At 54.0% G+C, this 20,078-nt stretch carries 18 protein-coding genes; 1 reads left to right on the top strand and 17 read right to left on the bottom strand.

Translation table 11 applies throughout. From position 1 onward, the window contains the following. Positions 1 to 24: 24 nt before the first annotated feature. The 17 genes from tolB to sdhC all read right to left on the bottom strand — a co-directional run bounded on the left by tolB (position 25) and on the right by sdhC (position 18,139). A complete protein-coding gene (tolB, locus tag HMPREF0201_RS05070) occupies positions 25 to 1,317 on the bottom strand; it encodes a Tol-Pal system beta propeller repeat protein TolB (RefSeq protein WP_039898006.1) in 1,293 nt (430 codons plus the stop codon). Positions 1,318 to 1,448: 131 nt separating this feature from the next. Then, positions 1,449 to 2,756: a cell envelope integrity protein TolA gene (gene tolA / locus HMPREF0201_RS05065; RefSeq protein ID WP_016535419.1), complete on the bottom strand. Its 1,308-nt coding sequence runs from the start codon at positions 2,754 to 2,756 to the stop codon at positions 1,449 to 1,451. 32 nt (positions 2,757 to 2,788) lie between these two features. Next, positions 2,789 to 3,214: a colicin uptake protein TolR gene (gene tolR / locus HMPREF0201_RS05060; protein ID WP_008456166.1), complete on the bottom strand. Its 426-nt coding sequence runs from the start codon at positions 3,212 to 3,214 to the stop codon at positions 2,789 to 2,791. Between the two features lie 10 nt (positions 3,215 to 3,224). Next, positions 3,225 to 3,911 carry a Tol-Pal system protein TolQ gene (gene tolQ / locus HMPREF0201_RS05055; protein ID WP_071704076.1) on the bottom strand — a complete coding sequence of 229 codons (687 nt, stop codon included), beginning with the start codon at positions 3,909 to 3,911 and terminating at the stop codon, positions 3,225 to 3,227. Continuing rightward, positions 3,908 to 4,312, bottom strand: a complete 405-nt coding sequence (gene ybgC / locus HMPREF0201_RS05050) for a tol-pal system-associated acyl-CoA thioesterase (RefSeq protein WP_039898005.1) — start codon at positions 4,310 to 4,312, stop codon at positions 3,908 to 3,910. The genes tolQ and ybgC overlap by 4 nt, the downstream gene beginning before the upstream one ends. A gap of 146 nt (positions 4,313 to 4,458) precedes the next feature. Continuing rightward, on the bottom strand, positions 4,459 to 4,752 hold the full coding sequence (ybgE, locus tag HMPREF0201_RS05045; protein ID WP_016535416.1) for a cyd operon protein YbgE: 294 nt from the start codon (positions 4,750 to 4,752) through the stop codon (positions 4,459 to 4,461). Next, positions 4,752 to 4,865: a cytochrome bd-I oxidase subunit CydX gene (gene cydX, locus HMPREF0201_RS05040; protein ID WP_008456153.1), complete on the bottom strand. Its 114-nt coding sequence runs from the start codon at positions 4,863 to 4,865 to the stop codon at positions 4,752 to 4,754. The genes ybgE and cydX overlap by 1 nt, the downstream gene beginning before the upstream one ends. 14 nt (positions 4,866 to 4,879) lie before the next feature. Next, positions 4,880 to 6,019, bottom strand: coding sequence for a cytochrome d ubiquinol oxidase subunit II (gene cydB, locus HMPREF0201_RS05035; RefSeq protein ID WP_016535415.1), 1,140 nt, complete (start codon positions 6,017 to 6,019; stop codon positions 4,880 to 4,882). A gap of 15 nt (positions 6,020 to 6,034) precedes the next feature. Next, positions 6,035 to 7,603, bottom strand: a complete 1,569-nt coding sequence (gene cydA, locus HMPREF0201_RS05030) for a cytochrome ubiquinol oxidase subunit I (RefSeq protein ID WP_039898004.1) — start codon at positions 7,601 to 7,603, stop codon at positions 6,035 to 6,037. A gap of 823 nt (positions 7,604 to 8,426) precedes the next feature. After that, the gene (gene sucD / locus HMPREF0201_RS05025; protein ID WP_016535412.1) at positions 8,427 to 9,299 is read right to left on the bottom strand and encodes a succinate--CoA ligase subunit alpha; all 873 of its coding nucleotides are present in this window, start codon (positions 9,297 to 9,299) and stop codon (positions 8,427 to 8,429) included. Then, positions 9,299 to 10,465 carry an ADP-forming succinate--CoA ligase subunit beta gene (gene sucC / locus HMPREF0201_RS05020; protein WP_016535411.1) on the bottom strand — a complete coding sequence of 389 codons (1,167 nt, stop codon included), beginning with the start codon at positions 10,463 to 10,465 and terminating at the stop codon, positions 9,299 to 9,301. Before sucC ends, sucD begins: the two co-directional genes overlap by 1 nt. A gap of 99 nt (positions 10,466 to 10,564) precedes the next feature. Continuing rightward, positions 10,565 to 11,785 carry a 2-oxoglutarate dehydrogenase complex dihydrolipoyllysine-residue succinyltransferase gene (odhB, locus tag HMPREF0201_RS05015; RefSeq protein WP_016535410.1) on the bottom strand — a complete coding sequence of 407 codons (1,221 nt, stop codon included), beginning with the start codon at positions 11,783 to 11,785 and terminating at the stop codon, positions 10,565 to 10,567. Positions 11,786 to 11,800: 15 nt separating this feature from the next. Further along, a complete protein-coding gene (sucA, locus tag HMPREF0201_RS05010) occupies positions 11,801 to 14,608 on the bottom strand; it encodes a 2-oxoglutarate dehydrogenase E1 component (RefSeq protein WP_016535409.1) in 2,808 nt (935 codons plus the stop codon). A 287-nt stretch (positions 14,609 to 14,895) separates the two neighbouring features. Next, a complete protein-coding gene (locus HMPREF0201_RS05005; RefSeq protein ID WP_016535408.1) occupies positions 14,896 to 15,612 on the bottom strand; it encodes a succinate dehydrogenase iron-sulfur subunit in 717 nt (238 codons plus the stop codon). A 15-nt stretch (positions 15,613 to 15,627) separates the two neighbouring features. Continuing rightward, positions 15,628 to 17,394 (bottom strand): succinate dehydrogenase flavoprotein subunit, encoded by a 1,767-nt coding sequence (sdhA, locus tag HMPREF0201_RS05000; protein WP_016535407.1) that lies wholly within the window; start codon positions 17,392 to 17,394, stop codon positions 15,628 to 15,630. Then, positions 17,394 to 17,741 (bottom strand): succinate dehydrogenase membrane anchor subunit, encoded by a 348-nt coding sequence (sdhD, locus tag HMPREF0201_RS04995; protein ID WP_016535406.1) that lies wholly within the window; start codon positions 17,739 to 17,741, stop codon positions 17,394 to 17,396. The genes sdhA and sdhD overlap by 1 nt, the downstream gene beginning before the upstream one ends. Next, the gene (gene sdhC, locus HMPREF0201_RS04990; protein ID WP_016535405.1) at positions 17,735 to 18,139 is read right to left on the bottom strand and encodes a succinate dehydrogenase cytochrome b556 subunit; all 405 of its coding nucleotides are present in this window, start codon (positions 18,137 to 18,139) and stop codon (positions 17,735 to 17,737) included. Before sdhC ends, sdhD begins: the two co-directional genes overlap by 7 nt. A gap of 645 nt (positions 18,140 to 18,784) precedes the next feature. Between sdhC and HMPREF0201_RS04985 the strand changes: the two genes are divergently transcribed. Next, positions 18,785 to 20,071 (top strand): citrate synthase, encoded by a 1,287-nt coding sequence (locus HMPREF0201_RS04985; protein WP_016535404.1) that lies wholly within the window; start codon positions 18,785 to 18,787, stop codon positions 20,069 to 20,071. Positions 20,072 to 20,078 lie beyond the last annotated feature (7 nt).

The following is a 20,078-nucleotide window of genomic DNA, read 5'->3' as shown; positions in this document are numbered from 1 at the left end:
ATCCTTTAATAATCAATATTGTTATCACAGATACGGCGACCAGGCAGGGAATTTGACCTGTCCATCAGTTGCCGGAAGACGCGCTTTGAAACGCCCATCTGTTGAAACCAAATTCAGCACGGATCCCATCCCCTGAGAAGAGCTGTAGATTACCATAGTGCCGTTAGGTGCCAGACTTGGCGTTTCATCCAGGAACGTTGACGATAAAGTTGTTACGCCACCCGCTACCAGATCCTGTTTGGCGATGTGCTGCTGACCGCTAGCGGAGCTGACCATCACCATAAACTTACCGTCGGTGCTGACATCCCCATCCTGGTTCTGAGAACCTTCCCAGGAGAGACGTTGTGGAGCACCGCCATTAATACCGACTTTATAAATCTGTGGACGACCGGCCTGGTCTGAGGTGTAGGCCAGAGTTTGGTTGTCCGGGAACCAGGTTGGCTCCGTATTGTTGCTGCGACCTTCGGTTACCTGACGAATCTGACCCGAGGCCAGGTCCATCACGTACAGCTGCAGGCTACCGGTTTTAGAGAGCGCGAACGCAAGCTTAGAACCGTCCGGAGAGAATGCCGGAGCGCCGTTGTGCTGAGGGAAGGAGGCAATCTGACGCACCGCGCCGTTCGCCAGCGTCTGAACAACCAGCGCAGAGCGACCGCTTTCGAAGGTCACATAAGCCAGTTTGCTGCCGTCCGGAGACCATGCCGGAGACATCAGTGGCTGCGGAGAACGGTGAACCACAAACTGGTTGTAGCCATCGTAATCAGAGACGCGCAGTTCATACGGGAACTGGCCGCCGTTGGTCTGAACAACGTAAGCGATACGGGTGCGGAATGCGCCTTTAATACCGGTCAGCTTTTCAAACACTTCATCGCTGGCGGTATGGCCTGCATAGCGCAGCCACTGCTTGTTCACTTTATAGGAGTTCTGAGCCAGAACGGTGCCCGGTGCGCCAGAGGTATCAACCAGCTGGTAAGCCACGGTGTAGCTTCCGTCACCGTTCGGGGTAACCTGGCCAACAACCACCGCATCGATGCCCAGCGCGGTCCACGCCGCAGGCTGAACTTCCTGAGCAGAACCCGGCTGCTGTGGCAGACGAGAACGATCCAGCGGATTGAATTTACCGCTGTTGCGCAGGTCAGCGGAAACAATCCCGCCGATATCTTCAGGCGCCGCACCCGGGCCAGCCCAGGTAAACGGTACCACGCCAATTGGGCGCGCTGAGTCCACGCCCTGGGTGATTTCAATACGAACTTCTGCGTGCAGCACCGCTGCCCACAGCATTAAGAAACTTAACGCTACACGAAATGCCTGCTTCATCATATCTCCCTTATCCAGGCGGAAAGCCCACGATAATTTAGCAGAATGTTAACAAACCCAAATACACAAAACTACCAAAACCCTGTAACTCAGCTTAGTGTGCTTTCCCCGCCGTGGCGGGGAAAACCGCGTTAAGGCTTAAAGTCGATCGGTGCGTTCTTAAAGACTTCATAAACGGCTTCACTCGGCGGCTTCGGAATCTTAGCCAGACGCGCTGCCGCAATGGCAGCCTGGCAAAGGGCCGGATCGCCACCTTCGGATTTGATATCCAGCAGCAGTCCATCTGGCGCCAGCTTGACGCGCAGTGAACAGGTCTTACCGGCAAACGAAGGATCGTTGTAGAACTTACTCTCGATCGCCGCCTTTATTTGACCCGCATAGCCGCTAATTTCAGCCCCCGTTGCGCCGTTGTTTTTATTATTCCCTTTTCCGGCAGCGGCTGCGGTATTACCTTTCGCCCCGCCGCCGGTTTTCGGTGCATTCTTACCTGAGCTCAAATCACCGAACAAGTCGTCAACACCCTGCGCGGCGGCTTTGTCAGAAGCCGCTTTCTCAGCAGCAGCCTTTTTCTTCGCGTCCGCTGCCGCTTTCTTATCTGCTGCGGCTTTCGCTGCGGCAGCTTTGTCGGCGGCGGCTTTCTCGGCAGCCTTTTCAGCCGCTGCTTTTTCTGCAGCAGCCTGTTTAGCCGCTTCCGCTTTCTCGGCTGCGGCCTGTTTTGCGGCCTCAGCGGCAGCTTTTTTCTCGGCGTCCTGTGCGGCTTTCTTCGCGGCAGCCTCTGCGGCTTTTTTCTCAGCGTCCTGCTGAGCTTTTTTCGCTGCGGCTGCGGCTTCTGCGGCGGCTTTTTTCTCTGCGTCAGCGGCTTTCTTAGCGGCTTCTTCAGTGGCTTTCTTCTGGGCGTCGGCGGCCGCTTTCTTCGCCGCTTCTTCCGCAGCTTTTGCCTGCGCATCAGCTTGTGCTTTCGCCTGTGCATCAGCCTGAGCTTTTGCATCTGCTTTAGCCTTCGCCGCGGCGGCTTCCGCCTGCTTCTGCTGCTCCTGAGCCTGCTTCGCCGCTGCTTCAGCCTGTTTCTGCTGTTCAGCCTGCTGTTTCGCCTGCTCCTGAGCAGTTAAACGCTCTTTCTCCAGCTCTTTCAGACGCTGCTGTTCTGCAGCCTGTTTTTCCTGGAGTTCTTCGGCCTGCTGCTGCGCCTGTTTCTCGCGCTGCTCGGCCGCACGTTTGCTGCTCGCCTGCTGCTGCTGTTGGCGATTGTAGTTTTCCACTACCGCACCCGGGTCAACCATCACCGCGTCAATAGAGGAACCACCGCCACCACCCGCGGATGCATCAATGTGCTCATCAAACGAGCTCCAGATCAGGATGCCTATCAAAATGATATGCAGCACCACTGAAACGACGATCGCTCGTTTTAACTTAGCGTTTTCTTCGGTTGCCTTTGACACTATCGGTTCCCAAACGTTTTAAGCGAGATGGATCAGATTGGCTGCGTCATCAAACCGACGGATTTCACACCCGCCTGATGCAACAGATTCAGCGCTTTGATTATCTCATCATATGGAACATCTTTAGCACCGCCTATCAGGAAGACCGTTTTTGGATTCGCCTGCAAACGGCGCTGCGCTTCCGCAACAACCTGCTCTGACGGCAACTGATCCATACGATCTTTCTCAACCACCACGCTGTACTGCCCTACCCCGGACACTTCAATAATGACCGGCGGCTCATCGTTACTGCTCACGGTCTGGGAATCTGTCGCATCCGGCAGATCCACCTCCACGCTCTGGGTGATGATTGGCGCCGTTGCCATAAAGATAAGCAACAGCACCAGCAGCACGTCCAGCAGAGGAACGATGTTAATTTCTGACTTTAGCTCACGACGACCACGTCCACGTCTGGCCATGACTTACCCCTTACTGCTTTTCGCTGCTGGTGAAAGCCTGACGGTGCAGGATAGCCGTGAACTCTTCCATGAAGTTGTCGTAATTCAATTCCAGTTTGTTCACACGTTGGTTGAGGCGGTTGTACGCCATAACTGCCGGGATAGCGGCAAACAGACCAATCGCGGTTGCAATCAGCGCTTCAGCAATACCCGGCGCAACCATCTGCAACGTTGCCTGCTTCACCGCACCAAGGGCGATAAACGCATGCATAATCCCCCACACCGTACCAAACAGGCCGATATACGGGCTGATGGAACCGACGGTGCCAAGGAAAGGAATGTGGGTTTCCAGGGTTTCCAGTTCGCGGCTCATAGAAATACGCATCGCACGAGACGCGCCTTCTACGACTGCCTCAGGCGCATGAGTATTTGCGCGATGCAGCCTGGCGAACTCTTTAAAGCCGGAATAGAAGATCTGCTCGGAGCCGCTCAGGCTGTCGCGGCGGCCCTGGCTCTCCTGATACAGGCGAGACAGCTCGATACCGGACCAGAATTTATCTTCAAACGCCTCTGCTTCACGTCCAGCGGCATTGAGAATACGCGTTCGCTGAATGATGATTGCCCATGATGCTATGGAAAAACCAATCAAAATCAACATGATAAATTTGACCAGAAGGCTTGCCTTCAGGAACAAATCAAGGATATTCATGTCAGTCACTGCTTGAACTCCGCGACAATAGACTTGGGAAGCGCACGAGGCTTCATTAGGTGTGGATCAACACAAACAATCAGCACTTCAGCTTGATTAAGTAACTGATTTTCAGCGTTGACTATTCGCTGCGTAAACACCATTGAAGTGCCGCGCATCGATGTAACTTCACTTTGGATTTCGAGTAAATCGTCGAGTCGGGCAGGCGCAAGATAATCAATCGTCATCCTGCGTACGACAAAGGCGACACGCTCCGCCAACAGGGAATGCTGGTTAAAGTGGTGCTGGCGCAGCATCTCAGTGCGTGCTCTTTCATAAAAAGCAACATAACTGGCGTGGTAAACCACACCACCGGCATCGGTGTCTTCGTAGTAGACACGAACCGGCCATCGAAACAGCGTTGTACTCACTTTACATCCCGGTAATGCAATTAAACGTTGCTACTATACGCAAGAGGATGAGGGTTTGGAATGGGTTGTTTTAAACGTTGCGTAAATTTTTATGGGCTTGTTAAAGCCCATAATTTTTACGGCGTCCGGAGGAGGTGCGCCAGCCTTCAGAAGAAGAAAAATAGCAGGCCGGCGATGAGCACTAAATCAGCAATTAACGGGCAGAAAATTCCCTGCCAGAAAACCTTATTCGGGCGGAAGCCAACGCCGTGAATGACGCCTGCACAGACGCCCCACATCAGCAGAAAGCCGTGCCAGATAGCCAGCTCGCTCGTTTTTGCGGCAAAACGAGACGGGTCCCAGAAAATGCAGCCCGCCAGCACCAGCGCCATCACTAAGGAAAGAGCCCGCAAGGGGCTCTTATCCATTACCGCGTAGAGCTTCGCGATAACTTGTTCCATCAGTGTTCTTCTTTACCGGCTTTGCTCGCCTCAACGTGCTCGAGAGCCAGCGCGGTAATAATCCCGAATGCACAAGCCAGAAGCGTGCCCAGAATCCATGCAAAGTACCACATAATCAGCTCCTTAATTAATACAGAGAGGTGGAGTTGCTTTCAATGTGCTCTTTGGTGATACGGCCAAACATTTTCCAGTAACACCATGTGGTGTAGAGAAGAATGATAGGCACGAACACGATAGCAACATAGGTCATCACATTCAGCGTCAGCTGGCTGGAGGTCGCATCCCACATGGTCAGGCTAGCGTTCATCATGGTGCTCGAAGGCATCACGAATGGGAACATAGCAATACCGGCGGTCAGGATCACACAGGCAAGCGTCAGCGAGGAGAAGATGAACGCCAGAGCGCCCTTCTCGATGCGCGACATCAAAATAGTCAGCAGCGGCAACACCACGCCCAGTACAGGGATAGCCCACAGCGCTGGCATATTGTTGAAGTTAACCAGCCATGCGCCAGCCTCACGAGCCACTTCTTTGGTCAGCGGGTTAGAAGCCGCATGATGGTTAAGGGCAGAAGTCACCACGTAACCGTCAATACCGTAAATAACCCATACGCCCGCCAGAGCGAAGCAAACCATCATTACCAGAGCGGCAATTTGAGCAGCACCTTTGGCACGCAGGTGCAGTTCACCCACGGTACGCATCTGCAAGTAGGTCGCACCCTGAGCAACAATCATCGACACGCTCACCACGCCTGCCAGCAGGCCAAACGGGTTCAGCAGTTGGAAGAAGTTGCCGGTGTAGTAAAGACGCAGATATTCGTCGATGTGGAACGGTACGCCCTGAAGCAGGTTACCGAACGCCACGCCAATCACCAGCGGCGGCACGAAGCTACCGATGAAAATGCCCCAGTCCCACATGTTGCGCCAGCGGGTATCTTCAATCTTGGAGCGGTAGTCAAAACCGACCGGACGGAAGAACAAGGAGGCCAGCACCAGAATCATCGCCACATAGAAGCCGGAGAAGGCCGCAGCGTAGACCATTGGCCAGGCGGCAAACAGCGCGCCGCCTGCGGTTATCAGCCATACCTGGTTACCGTCCCAGTGCGGAGCAATGGAGTTAACCATAATGCGGCGCTCAACATCGGTACGACCAATAACGCGTGACAGCATGCCCACGCCCATGTCGAAGCCGTCGGTGACGGCGAAGCCAATCAGCAGTACGCCGACCAGCAGCCACCAGATAAAACGCAATACTTCATAATCAATCATTTGACGACTCCTGTCTTAGCGTGCCGGCTGAGAAGCCACGTTGGACTGCTCAAAGTGATAGCGTCCTGTTTTCAGGCTGCTCGGCCCAAGGCGAGCGAATTTGAACATCAGGAACAGCTCCGCCACCATAAACAGCGTGTAAAGACCGCAAATCAGTATCATGGAGAACAGCAGGTCGCCAACGCTCAGCGAGGAGTTTGCCACCGCGGTTGGCAGCACTTCACCTACCGCCCACGGCTGACGGCCGTACTCTGCAACAAACCAGCCGGACTCGATAGCAATCCACGGCAGCGGAATACCGTACAGCGCGGCGCGCAGCAGCCATTTTTTAGAGCCGATAGCGTTGCGGGTGACGGTCCAGAAGGACACCGCAATAATGAACAGCATCAGGAAGCCGCAGCCCACCATGATACGGAACGCGAAATACAGCGGTGCAACGCGAGGAATAGAGTCTTTGGTCGCTTTCTGAATCTGCTCTTCGGTCGCGTCGGTGACGTTTTCCGTATAGCGCTTCAGCAGCAGGCCGTAGCCGAGGTCTTTCTTCACATCGTTGAAGTTATCGCGCACGCTCTGATCGGTTGAGCCTTTACGCAGTTGCTCAAGCAAGCTGTAGGCCTTCATCCCGTTACGGATACGCTCTTCATGCTGCACCATCAGCTCTTTCAGGCCTGTGACCTGCTTATCAACAGAGCGGGTGGCGATAAGGCCCAGCGCGTAAGGGATCTGGATAGCGAAGCGGTTTTCTTGTTTATCCTGGTCAGGGATACCAAACAGCGTGAAAGCAGCCGGTGCAGGCTGAGTTTCCCACTCGGCTTCAATAGCCGCCAGTTTGGTTTTCTGCACGTCGCCCATTTCATAGCCGGACTCATCACCCAGCACGATAACGGAAAGGATGGCAGCCATACCGAAACTTGCTGCAATGGCGAATGAACGCTTCGCAAAAGCGAAGTCGCGGCCTTTGAGCATGTAGTAAGAGCTGATACCGAGAACAAACATCGCGCCGCACACGTAGCCGGAAGCAACGGTGTGAACGAATTTAACCTGCGCAACCGGGTTCAGAACCAGCTCGGCGAAGCTGACCATCTCCATACGCATGGTTTCGAAGTTGAAGTCGGAAGCGATTGGGTTTTGCATCCAGCCGTTAGCGACCAGAATCCACAATGCAGAGAGGTTGGAGCCAAGCGCCACCAGCCAGGTGACCGCCATATGTTGAACTTTGCCGAGGCGATCCCAGCCAAAGAAGAACAGACCAACGAAGGTGGACTCGAGGAAGAATGCCATCAGGCCTTCAATGGCCAGAGGCGCACCGAAGATGTCACCCACATAGTGAGAATAGTAAGACCAGTTAGTCCCGAACTGGAACTCCATGGTCAGACCGGTGGCTACCCCCAGAGCAAAGTTGATTGCAAACAACTTGCCCCAGAATTTGGTCATATCTTTATAAATCTGCTTACCTGACAGAACGTAGACCGTTTCCATAATGGCCAGCAAAAACGCCATACCGAGCGTTAATGGCACAAACAGGAAGTGGTACATCGCGGTCAAGGCAAACTGTAAGCGCGACAGTTCGACAATATCAAACATCTTGACTCCTTGCTCTTCGCATGAAGACTTCGACTGTGGTTCGCCGGGAGGCAAATCCACAAGCATGCCCTAATACAAATACATTCGCTTCCAGTCCCTTTTTTTCGCCCACTTTATTCAAATGTGAAATCAAAAGGTGAAAGGTTACAAACACGTTAATAAAATCAAAAATAACCCGTAATTATATTACCCTGCAATTCCCTTACAATAAATAGGTCCTTGCTTAATGTTTTTTACGTTTTACGATGGCGATCAATTTATAGCTAAAACACAGTTATTCGGCCAGTTTGATCTACAGCAATTTTGCTCTTTTATACCCTTCAATGCCAGCTTTAAACATTGATCCAACACAATTTACGCTGACAATGTTAATTATTTTTCAAGAGAGAATTAATCGTAAATTTGTTGTTAACGATATGTTCCATCGCTTCGCTTGGCGTTAAAATAAAGGCGCTTATTATCAACATACAGCGGATATTAACGCGTAAAACTTAAATTTCCCTCCCGCTACGTCTTAAGATACCAAACGTTATTTAGCTCACATTATTTCGCCGCTTATTGGCCTTACCGTTTAATATTCACAAATATTTCACTTTTGATATAAATTAAATTAACAAAGCATTATTTTTTATAAGGTTACAGAGAGTAAATATCGCGGATGGAAACAATTATTGTTTCTGAATAGAACAGGATAAAAACGCGGAATATCGATAACGGGCCCGAACTGGCCAAAGAGAAAACATAAAAAAAGGCCACCCCAGGGCGGCCAACCATGTCGAACACTTATTATTACTGTTTCCCCCGCTTGCGCGGGGGCATCTGCTTACTGCGGCAGAATCGTTTTCAGCGCTTCGCCGATATCGGCAAGGCTGCGTACTGTTTTCACGCCAGCGGCTTCCAGAGCTGCGAATTTCTCATCCGCCGTCCCCTTACCACCCGCGATGATGGCGCCAGCATGGCCCATACGCTTGCCTTTTGGCGCGGTTACGCCAGCGATGTAGCCAACAACCGGTTTGGTTACGTGCTCTTTGATGTAAGCGGCGGCTTCTTCTTCAGCGCTCCCGCCAATCTCACCGATCATCACGATGGCTTCGGTTTTCGGGTCTTCCTGGAACATCTTCAGAATGTCGATGAAGTTAGAGCCAGGGATTGGGTCGCCGCCGATACCTACGCAGGTAGACTGGCCCAGACCGATATCGGTAGTTTGCTTAACCGCTTCATAGGTCAGCGTGCCGGAACGGGAAACGATACCCACTTTGCCCGGCAGGTGAATGTGGCCCGGCATGATACCGATTTTGCATTCCCCTGGGGTGATAACGCCCGGGCAGTTAGGCCCGATCATGCGCACGCCAGCTTCGTCCAGTTTTACCTTCACGGTCAGCATATCCAGGGTCGGGATGCCTTCGGTGATGGTAATAATCAGCTTAATACCCGCGTCGATAGCTTCCAGAATCGAGTCTTTACAGAACGGAGCCGGAACGTAAATAACGGTGGCAGTTGCGCCGGTAGCTTCTACTGCTTCACGCACGGTATTGAACACCGGCAGGCCCAGATGAGTGGTGCCGCCTTTGCCCGGCGTTACGCCGCCAACCATCTGCGTGCCGTAGGCAATCGCCTGTTCAGAGTGGAAAGTCCCCTGGCTGCCGGTGAAGCCCTGGCAAATTACCTTGGTGTTTTTATCGATCAAAATGGACATTATTTCCCCTCCACGGCAGCAACAACCTGCTGTGCTGCGTCGGTCAGACTTTTTGCTGCAATAATATTCAGGCCGCTATCCGCCAGCTTTTTAGCGCCCAGCTCGGCGTTGTTACCTTCCAGACGTACCACTACCGGGACGCTAACACCCACTTCGGCTACCGCGCCGATGATGCCGTCAGCAATCAGGTCGCAACGTACGATGCCGCCGAAGATGTTAACCAGAACGGCTTTCACTTTGTCGTCTGACAGAATGATTTTGAACGCTTCGGTTACGCGCTCTTTGGTCGCACCGCCGCCAACGTCAAGGAAGTTAGCCGGTTCGCCGCCGTGCAGCTTAACGATGTCCATGGTGCCCATTGCCAGGCCAGCGCCGTTAACCATGCAGCCGATGTTGCCGTCGAGAGCAACATAGTTCAGCTCCCACTGGGCAGCCTGAGCTTCACGCGGGTCTTCCTGAGACTGGTCGCGCATTTCACGCAGGTCAGGCTGGCGGAACAGCGCGTTGCCGTCAGCACCCAGTTTGCCGTCGAGGCAAATAAGGTCGCCCTGCTTAGTGATAACCAGCGGGTTGATTTCGATAAGCGCCAGGTCGCGCTCAAGGAAAATAGCCGCCAGGCCCATGAAAATTTTGGTGAACTGCTGAACCTGTTTGCCTTCCAGACCCAGTTTGAACGCCAGCTCACGTCCCTGGTAAGGCATTGGCCCAGCCAGCGGATCCAAAGCTACTTTGTGGATCAGGTGCGGAGTTTCTTCGGCAACTTTCTCGATTTCCACGCCGCCTTCGGTAGAAGCCATAAAGACTACGCGACGGGAGCTACGGTCAACGACTGCGCCAAGATACAGCTCTTTGTCGATGTCGGTCGCGGCTTCAACCAGAATCTGGTGTACCGGCTGGCCGGTCGCGTCAGTTTGGTAGGTCACCAGGCGTTTGCCCAGCCAGTGCTCGGCGAAAGCACGGATATCTTCTTTGCTGTTAACCACTTTCACGCCGCCCGCTTTACCGCGGCCACCGGCATGAACCTGACATTTCACCACCCACGGGCCCGAGCCAATTTTAGAAGCGGCTTCTTCCGCTTCGCGCGGTGTGGAACAGGCGTAACCGACGGGTGCCGGTAAACCATACCGAGCAAACAGCTGTTTCGCCTGATATTCGTGTAAGTTCATGAGTTCTATCCATCCAGATAAAGAGCATTAACGCTCGGGGTAAGGTTAGATTTGGTTGTAGGGGCGGGCGCCAAAGCACCCGCCAGAGTCTTATATCGACTACACGTCCAGCAGCAGACGAGTTGGGTCTTCCAGCAGATCTTTAATCGCTACCAGATAACCTACGGACTCGCGACCATCAATCAGACGGTGGTCGTAAGAGAGCGCCAGATACATCATTGGCAGGATCTCTACTTTACCGTCAACCGCCATTGGGCGGTCTTTGATGGCGTGCATGCCCAGAATCGCACTCTGCGGTGGGTTGATGATTGGCGTAGACATCAGGGAGCCAAACACGCCGCCGTTGGTGATGGTGAAGTTACCGCCGGTCAGCTCTTCTACGGTCAGCTTGCCGTCACGGCCTTTCACCGCCAGTTCTTTGATGCGTTTTTCAATGTCGGCCATACCGAGGGTATCGACATCTTTCAGCACCGGCGTAACCAGGCCGCGTGGAGTAGAAACCGCGATGCTCACGTCGAAGTAGTTGTGGTAAACCACGTCTTCGCCATCGATGGAAGCATTCACTTCCGGATAGCGTTTCAGCGCTTCAACAACCGCTTTAATATAGAAGGACATGAAGCCCAGACGCACGCCGTGGCGTTTTTCGAAAGCTTCACCGTACTGCTTACGCAGTTCCATGATTGGCTTCATGTTCACTTCGTTAAAGGTCGTGAGCATGGCGGTGGAGTTTTTCGCTTCCAGCAGACGCTCGGCCACGCGCTTGCGCAGGCGGGTCATAGGAACGCGTTTTTCGCTGCGGCCGGCCAGCGGCGCAACCGGAGCAGCTTCTGCCGCTTTAGCCGGCGCAGGCTGTTTAGCTTTTGCTTCGCTCAGGTGTTTTTCTACATCTTCGCGAGTGATACGCCCGCCCACTCCGCTGCCTTTAATCGCGCTGGCGTCGAGGTCATTTTCTGCAATCAGGCGGCGAATTGCCGGGCTGAGGGCATCGTTATTCTGCTCTTCCAGAGAAGCCTGCTGGCGCTGCGCCGGAGTAGACTCTTTGCTGTCGGCTTTGGCAGAGGTTTCTTTCCCGCCGCTGTTGCCTTCACGCAAACGCCCCAGAATCTGACGCGAGGTAACGGTAGTGCCTTCGTCTTCCAGCACTGAGTCCAGCACGCCGTCTGCGGATGCAGGAACTTCCAGCACCACTTTGTCAGTTTCGATTTCAACCAGAACTTCGTCACGTTTGACGCTGTCGCCCGGTTTTTTATGCCAGGTTGCCACTGTCGCGTCGGCTACGGACTCAGGCAGGTCAGGAACTAGAATATCTACGCTACTCATTATTTATCCTTTAATTTATTCGACGTTCAGCGCGTCATTAACCAGATCTTGCTGTTGCTTCTGGTGAACGGACATATACCCTACCGCCGGAGAGGCGGAGGCCGGGCGACCTGCGTAACGCAGACCGGACCCAAACGGAATCACTTCGCGGAAGTGGTGCTGGCTGCAATACCAGGCGCCCTGGTTCAGAGGCTCTTCCTGGCACCAGACAAAATCATGTACATGAGCAAACGGCTTCAGCGCTTCCTGCACCGCCTGGTGCGGGAACGGATAGAGCTGCTCGATGCGCACAATCGCCACATCCTTCTGATCGTTCTTACGACGCTGCTCGAGCAAGTCGTAGTAAACCTTACCGGAACACAGTACCACGCGTTTTACGGCTTTAGGATCCAGCTCATCAATCTCACCAATTGCCGGCTGGAAGGCGCCGTTGGCCAGTTCATCGAGGGTGGAAACCGCCAGCGGATGGCGCAGCAGGGACTTAGGTGACATCACCACCAGCGGACGACGCATCCCGCGCAGCGCCTGGCGACGCAGCATGTGATACACCTGAGCCGGAGTAGACGGCACGCAAACCTGCATGTTCTGCTCGGCGCAAAGCTGGAGATAACGTTCCAGGCGAGCGGAGGAGTGCTCCGGCCCCTGGCCTTCATAGCCGTGCGGCAGCAGCATGACCAGGCCGCACATACGCCCCCATTTCTGCTCGCCGGAGCTGATGAACTGGTCAATAACAACCTGAGCACCGTTGGCAAAGTCACCAAACTGCGCTTCCCAGATGGTCAGCGTGCGCGGCTCTGCGGTGGCGTAGCCGTACTCGAATGCCAGCACCGCTTCTTCAGACAGCACGGAGTCCCATACGTTGAAGATGCCCTGGCTGTTATGCACGTGGGCCAGCGGAATGTAGGTTGAGCCGTTGGTCTGGTTATGGATAACCGCATGGCGGTGGAAGAAAGTACCACGGCCGGCATCTTCACCGGACAGGCGGACGGACACGCCTTCATCAACCAGGGTTGCATAGGCCAGGTTTTCCGCAGCGCCCCAGTCGAACAGCTTGTTGCCGTTCGCCATTTCCTGACGGTCGCTGTAGATTTTCGCTACGCGAGACTGCATCTCCACGGATTCTGGCGCGGTGCTGATGCGCTTAGCCAGTTCCTGAACGCGTTTCATCTCAACTTTGTTCGGGTAGCTTTCGTCCCATTCGTGGTTGAGGTACGGCGACCAGGTAAAGGAGTGCATATTCATCGGACGCCACTCGCTCACTACGCACTCGCCTGCATCCAGCGCATCGCGGTACAGATTCACCATTTCGGTAGCATCTTCCAGCGTTGCCAGTTTGGCCTGCTCCAGCTTATCGGCGTAAATTTTACGCGGGGTCGGATGTTTTTTGATTTTCTGGTACATCACCGGCTGAGTTGCGCTTGGCTCATCAGCTTCGTTATGACCATGGCGGCGGTAGCAAACCAGGTCAATAAACACGTCGCGCTTGAAGGTATTACGGAAATCAAGCGCCAGGCGAGTCACAAAGGCCACCGCTTCCGGGTCATCCGCGTTTACGTGGAAGATAGGCGCCATCACCATCTTACCGATATCGGTACAATACGGCGTGGAGCGAGCATCCAGCGGGTTGGAGGTGGTGAAACCAATCTGGTTGTTGATAACGATGCGAACCGTACCGCCCACTTCATAGCCGCGAGCTTTAGACATGTTCAGCGTTTCCTGAACCACGCCCTGCCCGGCTACTGCGGCGTCACCGTGGATGGTGATCGGCAGAACCTGGTTGCTGCCTGGTTTGTCCAGACGATCCAGGCGCGCGCGCACGGAGCCGATAACCACCGGGCTGACGATCTCAAGGTGCGACGGGTTAAACGCCAGCGCCAGGTGAACCAGGCCGCCTTCGGTTTCCACGTCGGATGAGAAGCCCATATGGTACTTCACGTCGCCGGTGCCGAGGTGCTCTTTATGTTTACCGGCAAATTCGTCGAACAGATCCTGCGGCTTTTTGCCCAGAACGTTGATCAGGACGTTAAGACGACCGCGGTGCGCCATACCCAGCACCACTTCACGCGTGCCGCTCTTGCCCGCGTGGCGAATCATCTCTTTAAGCATCGGCACCAGCGCGTCGCCGCCTTCCAGCGAGAAGCGTTTAGCTCCCGGGAATTTAGCGCCTAAATAACGCTCCAGGCCTTCCGCCGCGGTCAGTTCGCTCAGGAAGCGCTTTTTCTCGTCCGGCGTAAAGGTAGACTGGCCCACCACCGATTCAATGCGCTGCTGGATCCAGCGTTTTTCTTCGGTGTTGGTGATGTGCATATATTCCGCGCCGATAGAGCCGCCGTAAGTCTGCTGCAGGGCGTCAATCAGGTCGGCAAGCTTCATGGTTTCTTTGCCGCCGGCAAAAGATCCCACGTTGAAGCTTTGCTGAAGATCTTCATCGGTCAGATTATGGAAAGCCGGATCGAGATCTGCCACGGACTCCTGCTTCCACAGGCCGAGCGGATCGAGATTCGCAGCCTGATGACCGCGGAAACGCCAGGCGTTAATCAGCTGCAGCACTTTCACTTGCTTAACGTCAGTGTCAGGGTCAGTGATTGCGGTGGAGTAACGTGAGGCATCCTTCGCCAGACGACGGAAATAATCACGCGTTTTTGAATGGAATTGATCCGGTCTGGCTCCGGTTCCAGGTAACTGCTGGAACATGGTGCGCCAGTGCGCATCAACAGAGTCAGGATCGGTTAAGAAGTCTTCATAGAGCTGCTCTATGTAGGACTGGTTTGCGCCCGCCAGCCAGGAAGAGTCCAGCCAGGGCTTCATCGCGCCGTTCTGCATCGTGATCCCTTAAGCATTTATATGCTTATTTCGCCGTGGATAACTATAACGCACACCGTAGGGCATACGGGTATACGTTCCAGGGTTCACTCTCTGCGAGCATCATGAATATGGCCCGCGAAGGAACCTTTAAAAACTGTCTTAAGGGTTTCCCCTCGCCTTCCTTCTCTCCCCACTGGAGTGAAGGGGAAGGCCGTCGGCAGTTTTTAAAGATCTCCTGCAATCCGTTCCCTCTCCCTGTCGGGAGAGGGTCTGGTCGAGGGAAATAGCGCTCCCTCTCTTACTGCTTATGCACTACGTTGCAACAGCATCGACTTAATATGGCCGATAGCTTTAGTCGGGTTCAGCCCTTTAGGGCATACGCTGACGCAGTTCATAATGCTGTGACAGCGGAATACGCTGAAAGCATCGCTGATGCCGTCCAGGCGCGACTCGGTTTCCGTATCGCGGCTGTCTATCAGGAAGCGGTATGCTGCCAACAGGCCAGCCGGGCCGATGAACTTGTCCGGGTTCCACCAGAATGACGGGCAGGAAGTCGAGCAGCAGGCGCAAAGAATGCACTCGTACAGACCATCCAGTTTTTCACGCTGCTCGGGCGATTGTAAATGCTCGCGAGCGGGTGGATTTTGCCCATTATTCAATAGGTAAGGCTTAATCTTCTCATATTGAGCATAGAATTGCCCCATGTCCACAACCAGATCGCGGATTACCGGCAGGCCCGGCAGAGGACGGATGACTATCTTCTGCTTACCGTTGCCAAGAGCCGAGATTGGCGTGATACAGGCCAGGCCATTTTTACCGTTCATGTTCAGGCCGTCGGAGCCGCAAACGCCTTCGCGGCAGGAGCGGCGGAACGACAGGCTTGGATCTTTTTCTTTCAGCTGCATCAGGGCGTCGAGCAGCATCATGTCGCGCCCTTCTTCCCCTTCAAGCGTGTACTCCTGCATATGCGGAGCATCATCAACGTCCGGGTTGTAACGATAAATGGAAAATTCGAGTTTCATCGCAAGTCTCCGCTATTAATAAGTACGCACTTTCGGCGGGAAGGCCGCGCGCAGTTTCGGCTGCATGTTCACCTCGCGGCGGGTCATGCTTTCCGACTCTGGCAGATACAAGCTGTGGCAAAGCCAGTTCGCATCATCCCTTTCCGGGAAGTCGAAGCGGCTGTGAGCGCCGCGGCTCTCAGTGCGGAAGTTAGCGGAAACGGCCGTTGCATAAGCGGTTTCCATCAGGTTATCCAGCTCCAGGCACTCAACGCGCTGGGTGTTGAATTCGCTGGAAGTATCGTCCAGACGGGCGTTTTTCAGGCGCTCGCGGATGGCTTTCAGCTGCTCAAGACCCTTGGCCATCGCATCACCTTCGCGGAATACCGAGAAGTTATGCTGCATACATTCCTGAAGCGCTTTACGGATTTCCACCGGATCTTCACCGTCACGGTTACCGTTCCAGCGGTTGAGGCGCTCAAGGGAGGCATCGATTTCGGCCTGGGTTGCGTCAAGCAGGTCGCCCTGCTCGGCAATGGATTCTTGCAGATGCAGGCCCACCGCACGACCAAACACCACCAGGTCAAGCAGGGAGTTGCCGCCCAGACGGTTTGCACCGTGTACGGATACGCAGGCTATCTCGCCCACTGCGAACAGGCCAGGGATGACGACGTCTTCGCCCTGCTCGTTCACGGTCAGCGCCTGGCCGGTTACTTTGGTCGGAATACCGCCCATCATATAGTGGCAGGTTGGGATAACAGGAATCGGCTCTTTCACCGGATCTACGTGGGCGAAAGTGCGGGACAGTTCCAGGATGCCCGGCAGGCGGGATTCCAGAACTTCTTTACCCAGGTGGTCGAGTTTAAGTTTAGCGTGCGGACCCCACGGGCCATCACAGCCGCGGCCTTCACGGATTTCGATCATGATAGAACGCGCTACCACGTCACGACCCGCCAGATCCTTCGCGTTCGGGGCATAACGCTCCATAAAGCGCTCGCCGTGTTTGTTCAGCAGGTAACCGCCTTCACCGCGGCAGCCTTCGGTAACCAGAACCCCGGCCCCGGCGATGCCGGTTGGGTGGAACTGCCACATTTCCATATCCTGCACCGGCACGCCCGCACGCAGCGCCATGCCGACACCGTCGCCGGTGTTGATGTGGGCGTTGGTAGTGGACTGATAAATACGGCCAGCACCACCGGTTGCCAGCACGGTTGCGCGTGCCTTGAAGTAAACCACTTCACCGGTTTCGATGCACAGCGCGGTACAGCCGACGACTGCGCCATCGGCGTTTTTCACCAAATCAAGCGCATACCACTCGGAGAAGATGGTGGTGTGGTTTTTCAGGTTCTGCTGGTACAGGGTGTGCAGCAGCGCATGACCGGTACGGTCAGCTGCGGCAGCAGTACGTGCCGCCTGCTCGCCGCCAAAGTCTTTAGACTGGCCGCCAAACGGACGTTGATAGATGGTGCCATTTTCCAGACGGGAGAAAGGCAGCCCCATATGGTCGAGTTCCAGAATCGCTTCTGGACCGGTTTTACACATATATTCAATGGCGTCCTGGTCACCGATGTAATCGGAACCTTTTACCGTGTCGTACATGTGCCATTCCCAGTTGTCTTCGTGGGTGTTACCCAGCGCAACGGTAATACCGCCCTGCGCAGACACGGTGTGGGAACGGGTTGGGAAAACTTTTGACAGCAGGGCGCAGGTCTGGCCCGACTGGGATATCTGTAGCGCTGCGCGCATACCTGCGCCACCGGCGCCGATAACTACGGCATCAAACTCTCTGACTGGCAAATTCATTACACACCCCACACCACAACGAATCCATAAATGACGTAAACCAACAGCGCGACAACAATCAGCAGCTGTAAAGGAAGGCGAATGCCCAGCGGTTTAACGTAGTCGGTCAACACCTGCCACATGCCAATCCAGGCATGAATCAAAATAGAGAACAGCGCCAGCAGGGTGAAAACTTTGGTGAAGGCAGAGGCAAAGAAGCCGTGCCAGACGTCGTAGGTCAGCTCGCTGTTAAAAGCGAAGAAGCCAATCATATAGATGATGTACAGGGTTAATACGATGGCGGTAGCGCGAACCAGCACATAGTCGTGCACGCCATTGCGACCCAATGCGGAGGCATTGCTTACCATACGAGGACTCCTGCAAGAATTGAAAGCACGACAGTAATCACAAAGGAAATTTGTGCGGATCGTTTGCCCGCTACCAGGGTCTCTTCCAGATAGCCAAAGTCCATCAGCAGGTGGCGAACGCCCACCACGACGTGATAGGCCAGAGCAGTCAGAATGCCCCACATTATAAATTTAACGATAAAGCTGCCCATCACGGCCGAGGCAGTCAGAAAACCTTCCGGGGAGGAGAGTGATAGTCCCAGCAACCAAAGCAGAATCCCGACCGCCACAAATGTGATCACGCCGGAAACGCGGTGGAGGATGGAAGCGATTGCAGTGACGGGGAACCGGATCGTTTTAAGATCCAGATTGACAGGTCGTTGTTTTTTCACGTTTCTTATCATGAATAGCGCCCACATGCTCTTCTTATTGTTTCCTTCCTCCGGATCTGCATTCGGGGTCAGACAGCGCTAACTTTCTATAACTGTGCGTCATGCAAAAAACAGCTACATCCAGAGGCCAGAGAACTGGCTACAACGCTGGGTGGCTCCCGGTAGCAGGGTGTTCCGGAGACCTGGCGGCAGTATAGGCTCTTCACAAAATCATTACAATTAACCCACATAATGTTTGAAGGGTTTTGCTCGGAACAGTGAGCACGATCACGATAACAACATTATTTTAAATTTTAATCATCTGATTTGACAAAAGTTAAACATTCTTGTTACAAACAGGGCCAGAAAAGCCGTATAATTCGCAAAAGTTATAGGGTCAGCCTTTCACCTGAGTAATAGTTATGTAACAGTGGATGGGTATTGACCCGAGAGATCAGGACAGTTATTAGTGATATACAGGTTTGAATGATACTGATTGCTAAAACGCTGATTTGCTGTTGTTTCGCCCTCAAAGCGAGTGTTACCTGCAAGCGCCCATCGCTCTGTACCCTGGTTGTACTCCTCTAAACAGAGCCGCGAGCCAAATAAAAAACTGGTAACCAACCATTGTGGGTTCGAATGCAAATCCGGCGCCCGGCAGTCTTATGAAATAAGGCGCTAAGGAGACCGTAAATGGCTGATACTAAAGCAAACCTCACTCTTAAGGGTGAAGATGCTCTCGAACTTGATGTGCTAAAGGGCACGCTAGGTCAGGATGTAATTGATATCCGTAGTCTTGGTTCTAAAGGTGTATTTACTTTTGACCCGGGCTTCACGTCTACCGCATCCTGTGAGTCCAAAATCACCTACATCGACGGTGATGAAGGCATTCTTTTGCACCGCGGCTTCCCGATTGACCAACTGGCAACCGAATCAAGTTACCTCGAAGTTTGTTACATCCTGCTGAACGGCGAAAAGCCCACTCAGGCTCAGTTCGAAGAATTCAAAACCACCGTTACCCGCCACACCATGATCCACGAGCAGATCACCCGTCTGTTCCACGGCTTCCGTCGCGACTCGCATCCGATGGCGGTTCTGTGCGGCGTAACCGGCGCGCTGGCGGCGTTCTACCACGACTCGCTGGACGTGAATAACCCGCGTCACCGCGAAATCGCCGCCTTCCGTCTGCTCTCCAAGATGCCGACCGTAGCAGCGATGTGTTACAAATATTCAATTGGTCAGCCGTTCGTTTACCCGCGCAATGACCTCTCCTATGCCGGTAACTTCCTGAACATGATGTTCTCCACGCCGTGCGAGGACTATGAAGTTAACCCAATTCTGGAACGCGCCATGGACAGGATCCTTATCCTGCACGCGGACCATGAGCAGAACGCTTCAACCTCCACCGTGCGTACCGCAGGCTCTTCAGGCGCTAACCCGTTTGCCTGTATCGCCGCGGGTATTGCTTCCCTGTGGGGGCCGGCACACGGCGGCGCAAACGAAGCCGCGCTGAAAATGCTGGAAGAGATCAGCACCGTTGAGCACATCCCGGAATTCATCCGTCGCGCCAAAGACAAGAATGACTCTTTCCGCCTGATGGGCTTTGGCCACCGCGTGTACAAAAACTACGACCCGCGCGCCACCGTGATGCGTGAAACCTGTCATGAAGTGCTGAAAGAGCTGAACCTGAAGGATAACAACCTGCTGGAAGTGGCGATGGAGCTGGAACACATCGCGCTGAACGACCCGTACTTCATCGAGAAGAAACTCTACCCGAACGTGGACTTCTACTCCGGCATCATCCTGAAAGCGATGGGCATCCCATCTTCCATGTTTACCGTTATCTTCGCGATGGCGCGTACCGTGGGCTGGATTGCGCACTGGAACGAAATGCACGACGACGGTATCAAAATTGCCCGTCCTCGTCAGCTGTACACCGGCTACGACAAACGTGATTTCAAATCCGACCTCAAAAAGTAATATTTCA

Source organism: Cedecea davisae DSM 4568 (assembly GCF_000412335.2).
GTDB classification, from domain to species: domain Bacteria; phylum Pseudomonadota; class Gammaproteobacteria; order Enterobacterales; family Enterobacteriaceae; genus Cedecea; species Cedecea davisae.
The sequence above is the reverse complement of the archived record's forward strand: the minus strand, read 5'-3'. Positions and strand labels throughout refer to the sequence as shown.

Bases quoted from the DNA above. Each gene is read 5' to 3' on its own strand.
- sucC (WP_016535411.1), bottom strand. From the start codon at position 10,465: ATGAACTTACACGAATATCAGGCGAAACAGCTGTTTGCTCGGTATGGT.
- odhB (WP_016535410.1), bottom strand. From the start codon at position 11,785: ATGAGTAGCGTAGATATTCTAGTTCCTGACCTGCCTGAGTCCGTAGCC.
- ybgE (WP_016535416.1), bottom strand. From the start codon at position 4,752: ATGGAACAAGTTATCGCGAAGCTCTACGCGGTAATGGATAAGAGCCCC.
- cydB (WP_016535415.1), bottom strand. From the start codon at position 6,019: ATGATTGATTATGAAGTATTGCGTTTTATCTGGTGGCTGCTGGTCGGC.
- sucD (WP_016535412.1), bottom strand. From the start codon at position 9,299: ATGTCCATTTTGATCGATAAAAACACCAAGGTAATTTGCCAGGGCTTC.
- HMPREF0201_RS04985 (WP_016535404.1), top strand. From the start codon at position 18,785: ATGGCTGATACTAAAGCAAACCTCACTCTTAAGGGTGAAGATGCTCTC.
- sdhD (WP_016535406.1), bottom strand. From the start codon at position 17,741: ATGGTAAGCAATGCCTCCGCATTGGGTCGCAATGGCGTGCACGACTAT.
- cydX (WP_008456153.1), bottom strand. From the start codon at position 4,865: ATGTGGTACTTTGCATGGATTCTGGGCACGCTTCTGGCTTGTGCATTC.
- sucA (WP_016535409.1), bottom strand. From the start codon at position 14,608: ATGCAGAACGGCGCGATGAAGCCCTGGCTGGACTCTTCCTGGCTGGCG.
- cydA (WP_039898004.1), bottom strand. From the start codon at position 7,603: ATGTTTGATATTGTCGAACTGTCGCGCTTACAGTTTGCCTTGACCGCG.
- HMPREF0201_RS05005 (WP_016535408.1), bottom strand. From the start codon at position 15,612: ATGAAACTCGAATTTTCCATTTATCGTTACAACCCGGACGTTGATGAT.
- tolR (WP_008456166.1), bottom strand. From the start codon at position 3,214: ATGGCCAGACGTGGACGTGGTCGTCGTGAGCTAAAGTCAGAAATTAAC.
- sdhC (WP_016535405.1), bottom strand. From the start codon at position 18,139: ATGTGGGCGCTATTCATGATAAGAAACGTGAAAAAACAACGACCTGTC.
- tolB (WP_039898006.1), bottom strand. From the start codon at position 1,317: ATGAAGCAGGCATTTCGTGTAGCGTTAAGTTTCTTAATGCTGTGGGCA.
- sdhA (WP_016535407.1), bottom strand. From the start codon at position 17,394: ATGAATTTGCCAGTCAGAGAGTTTGATGCCGTAGTTATCGGCGCCGGT.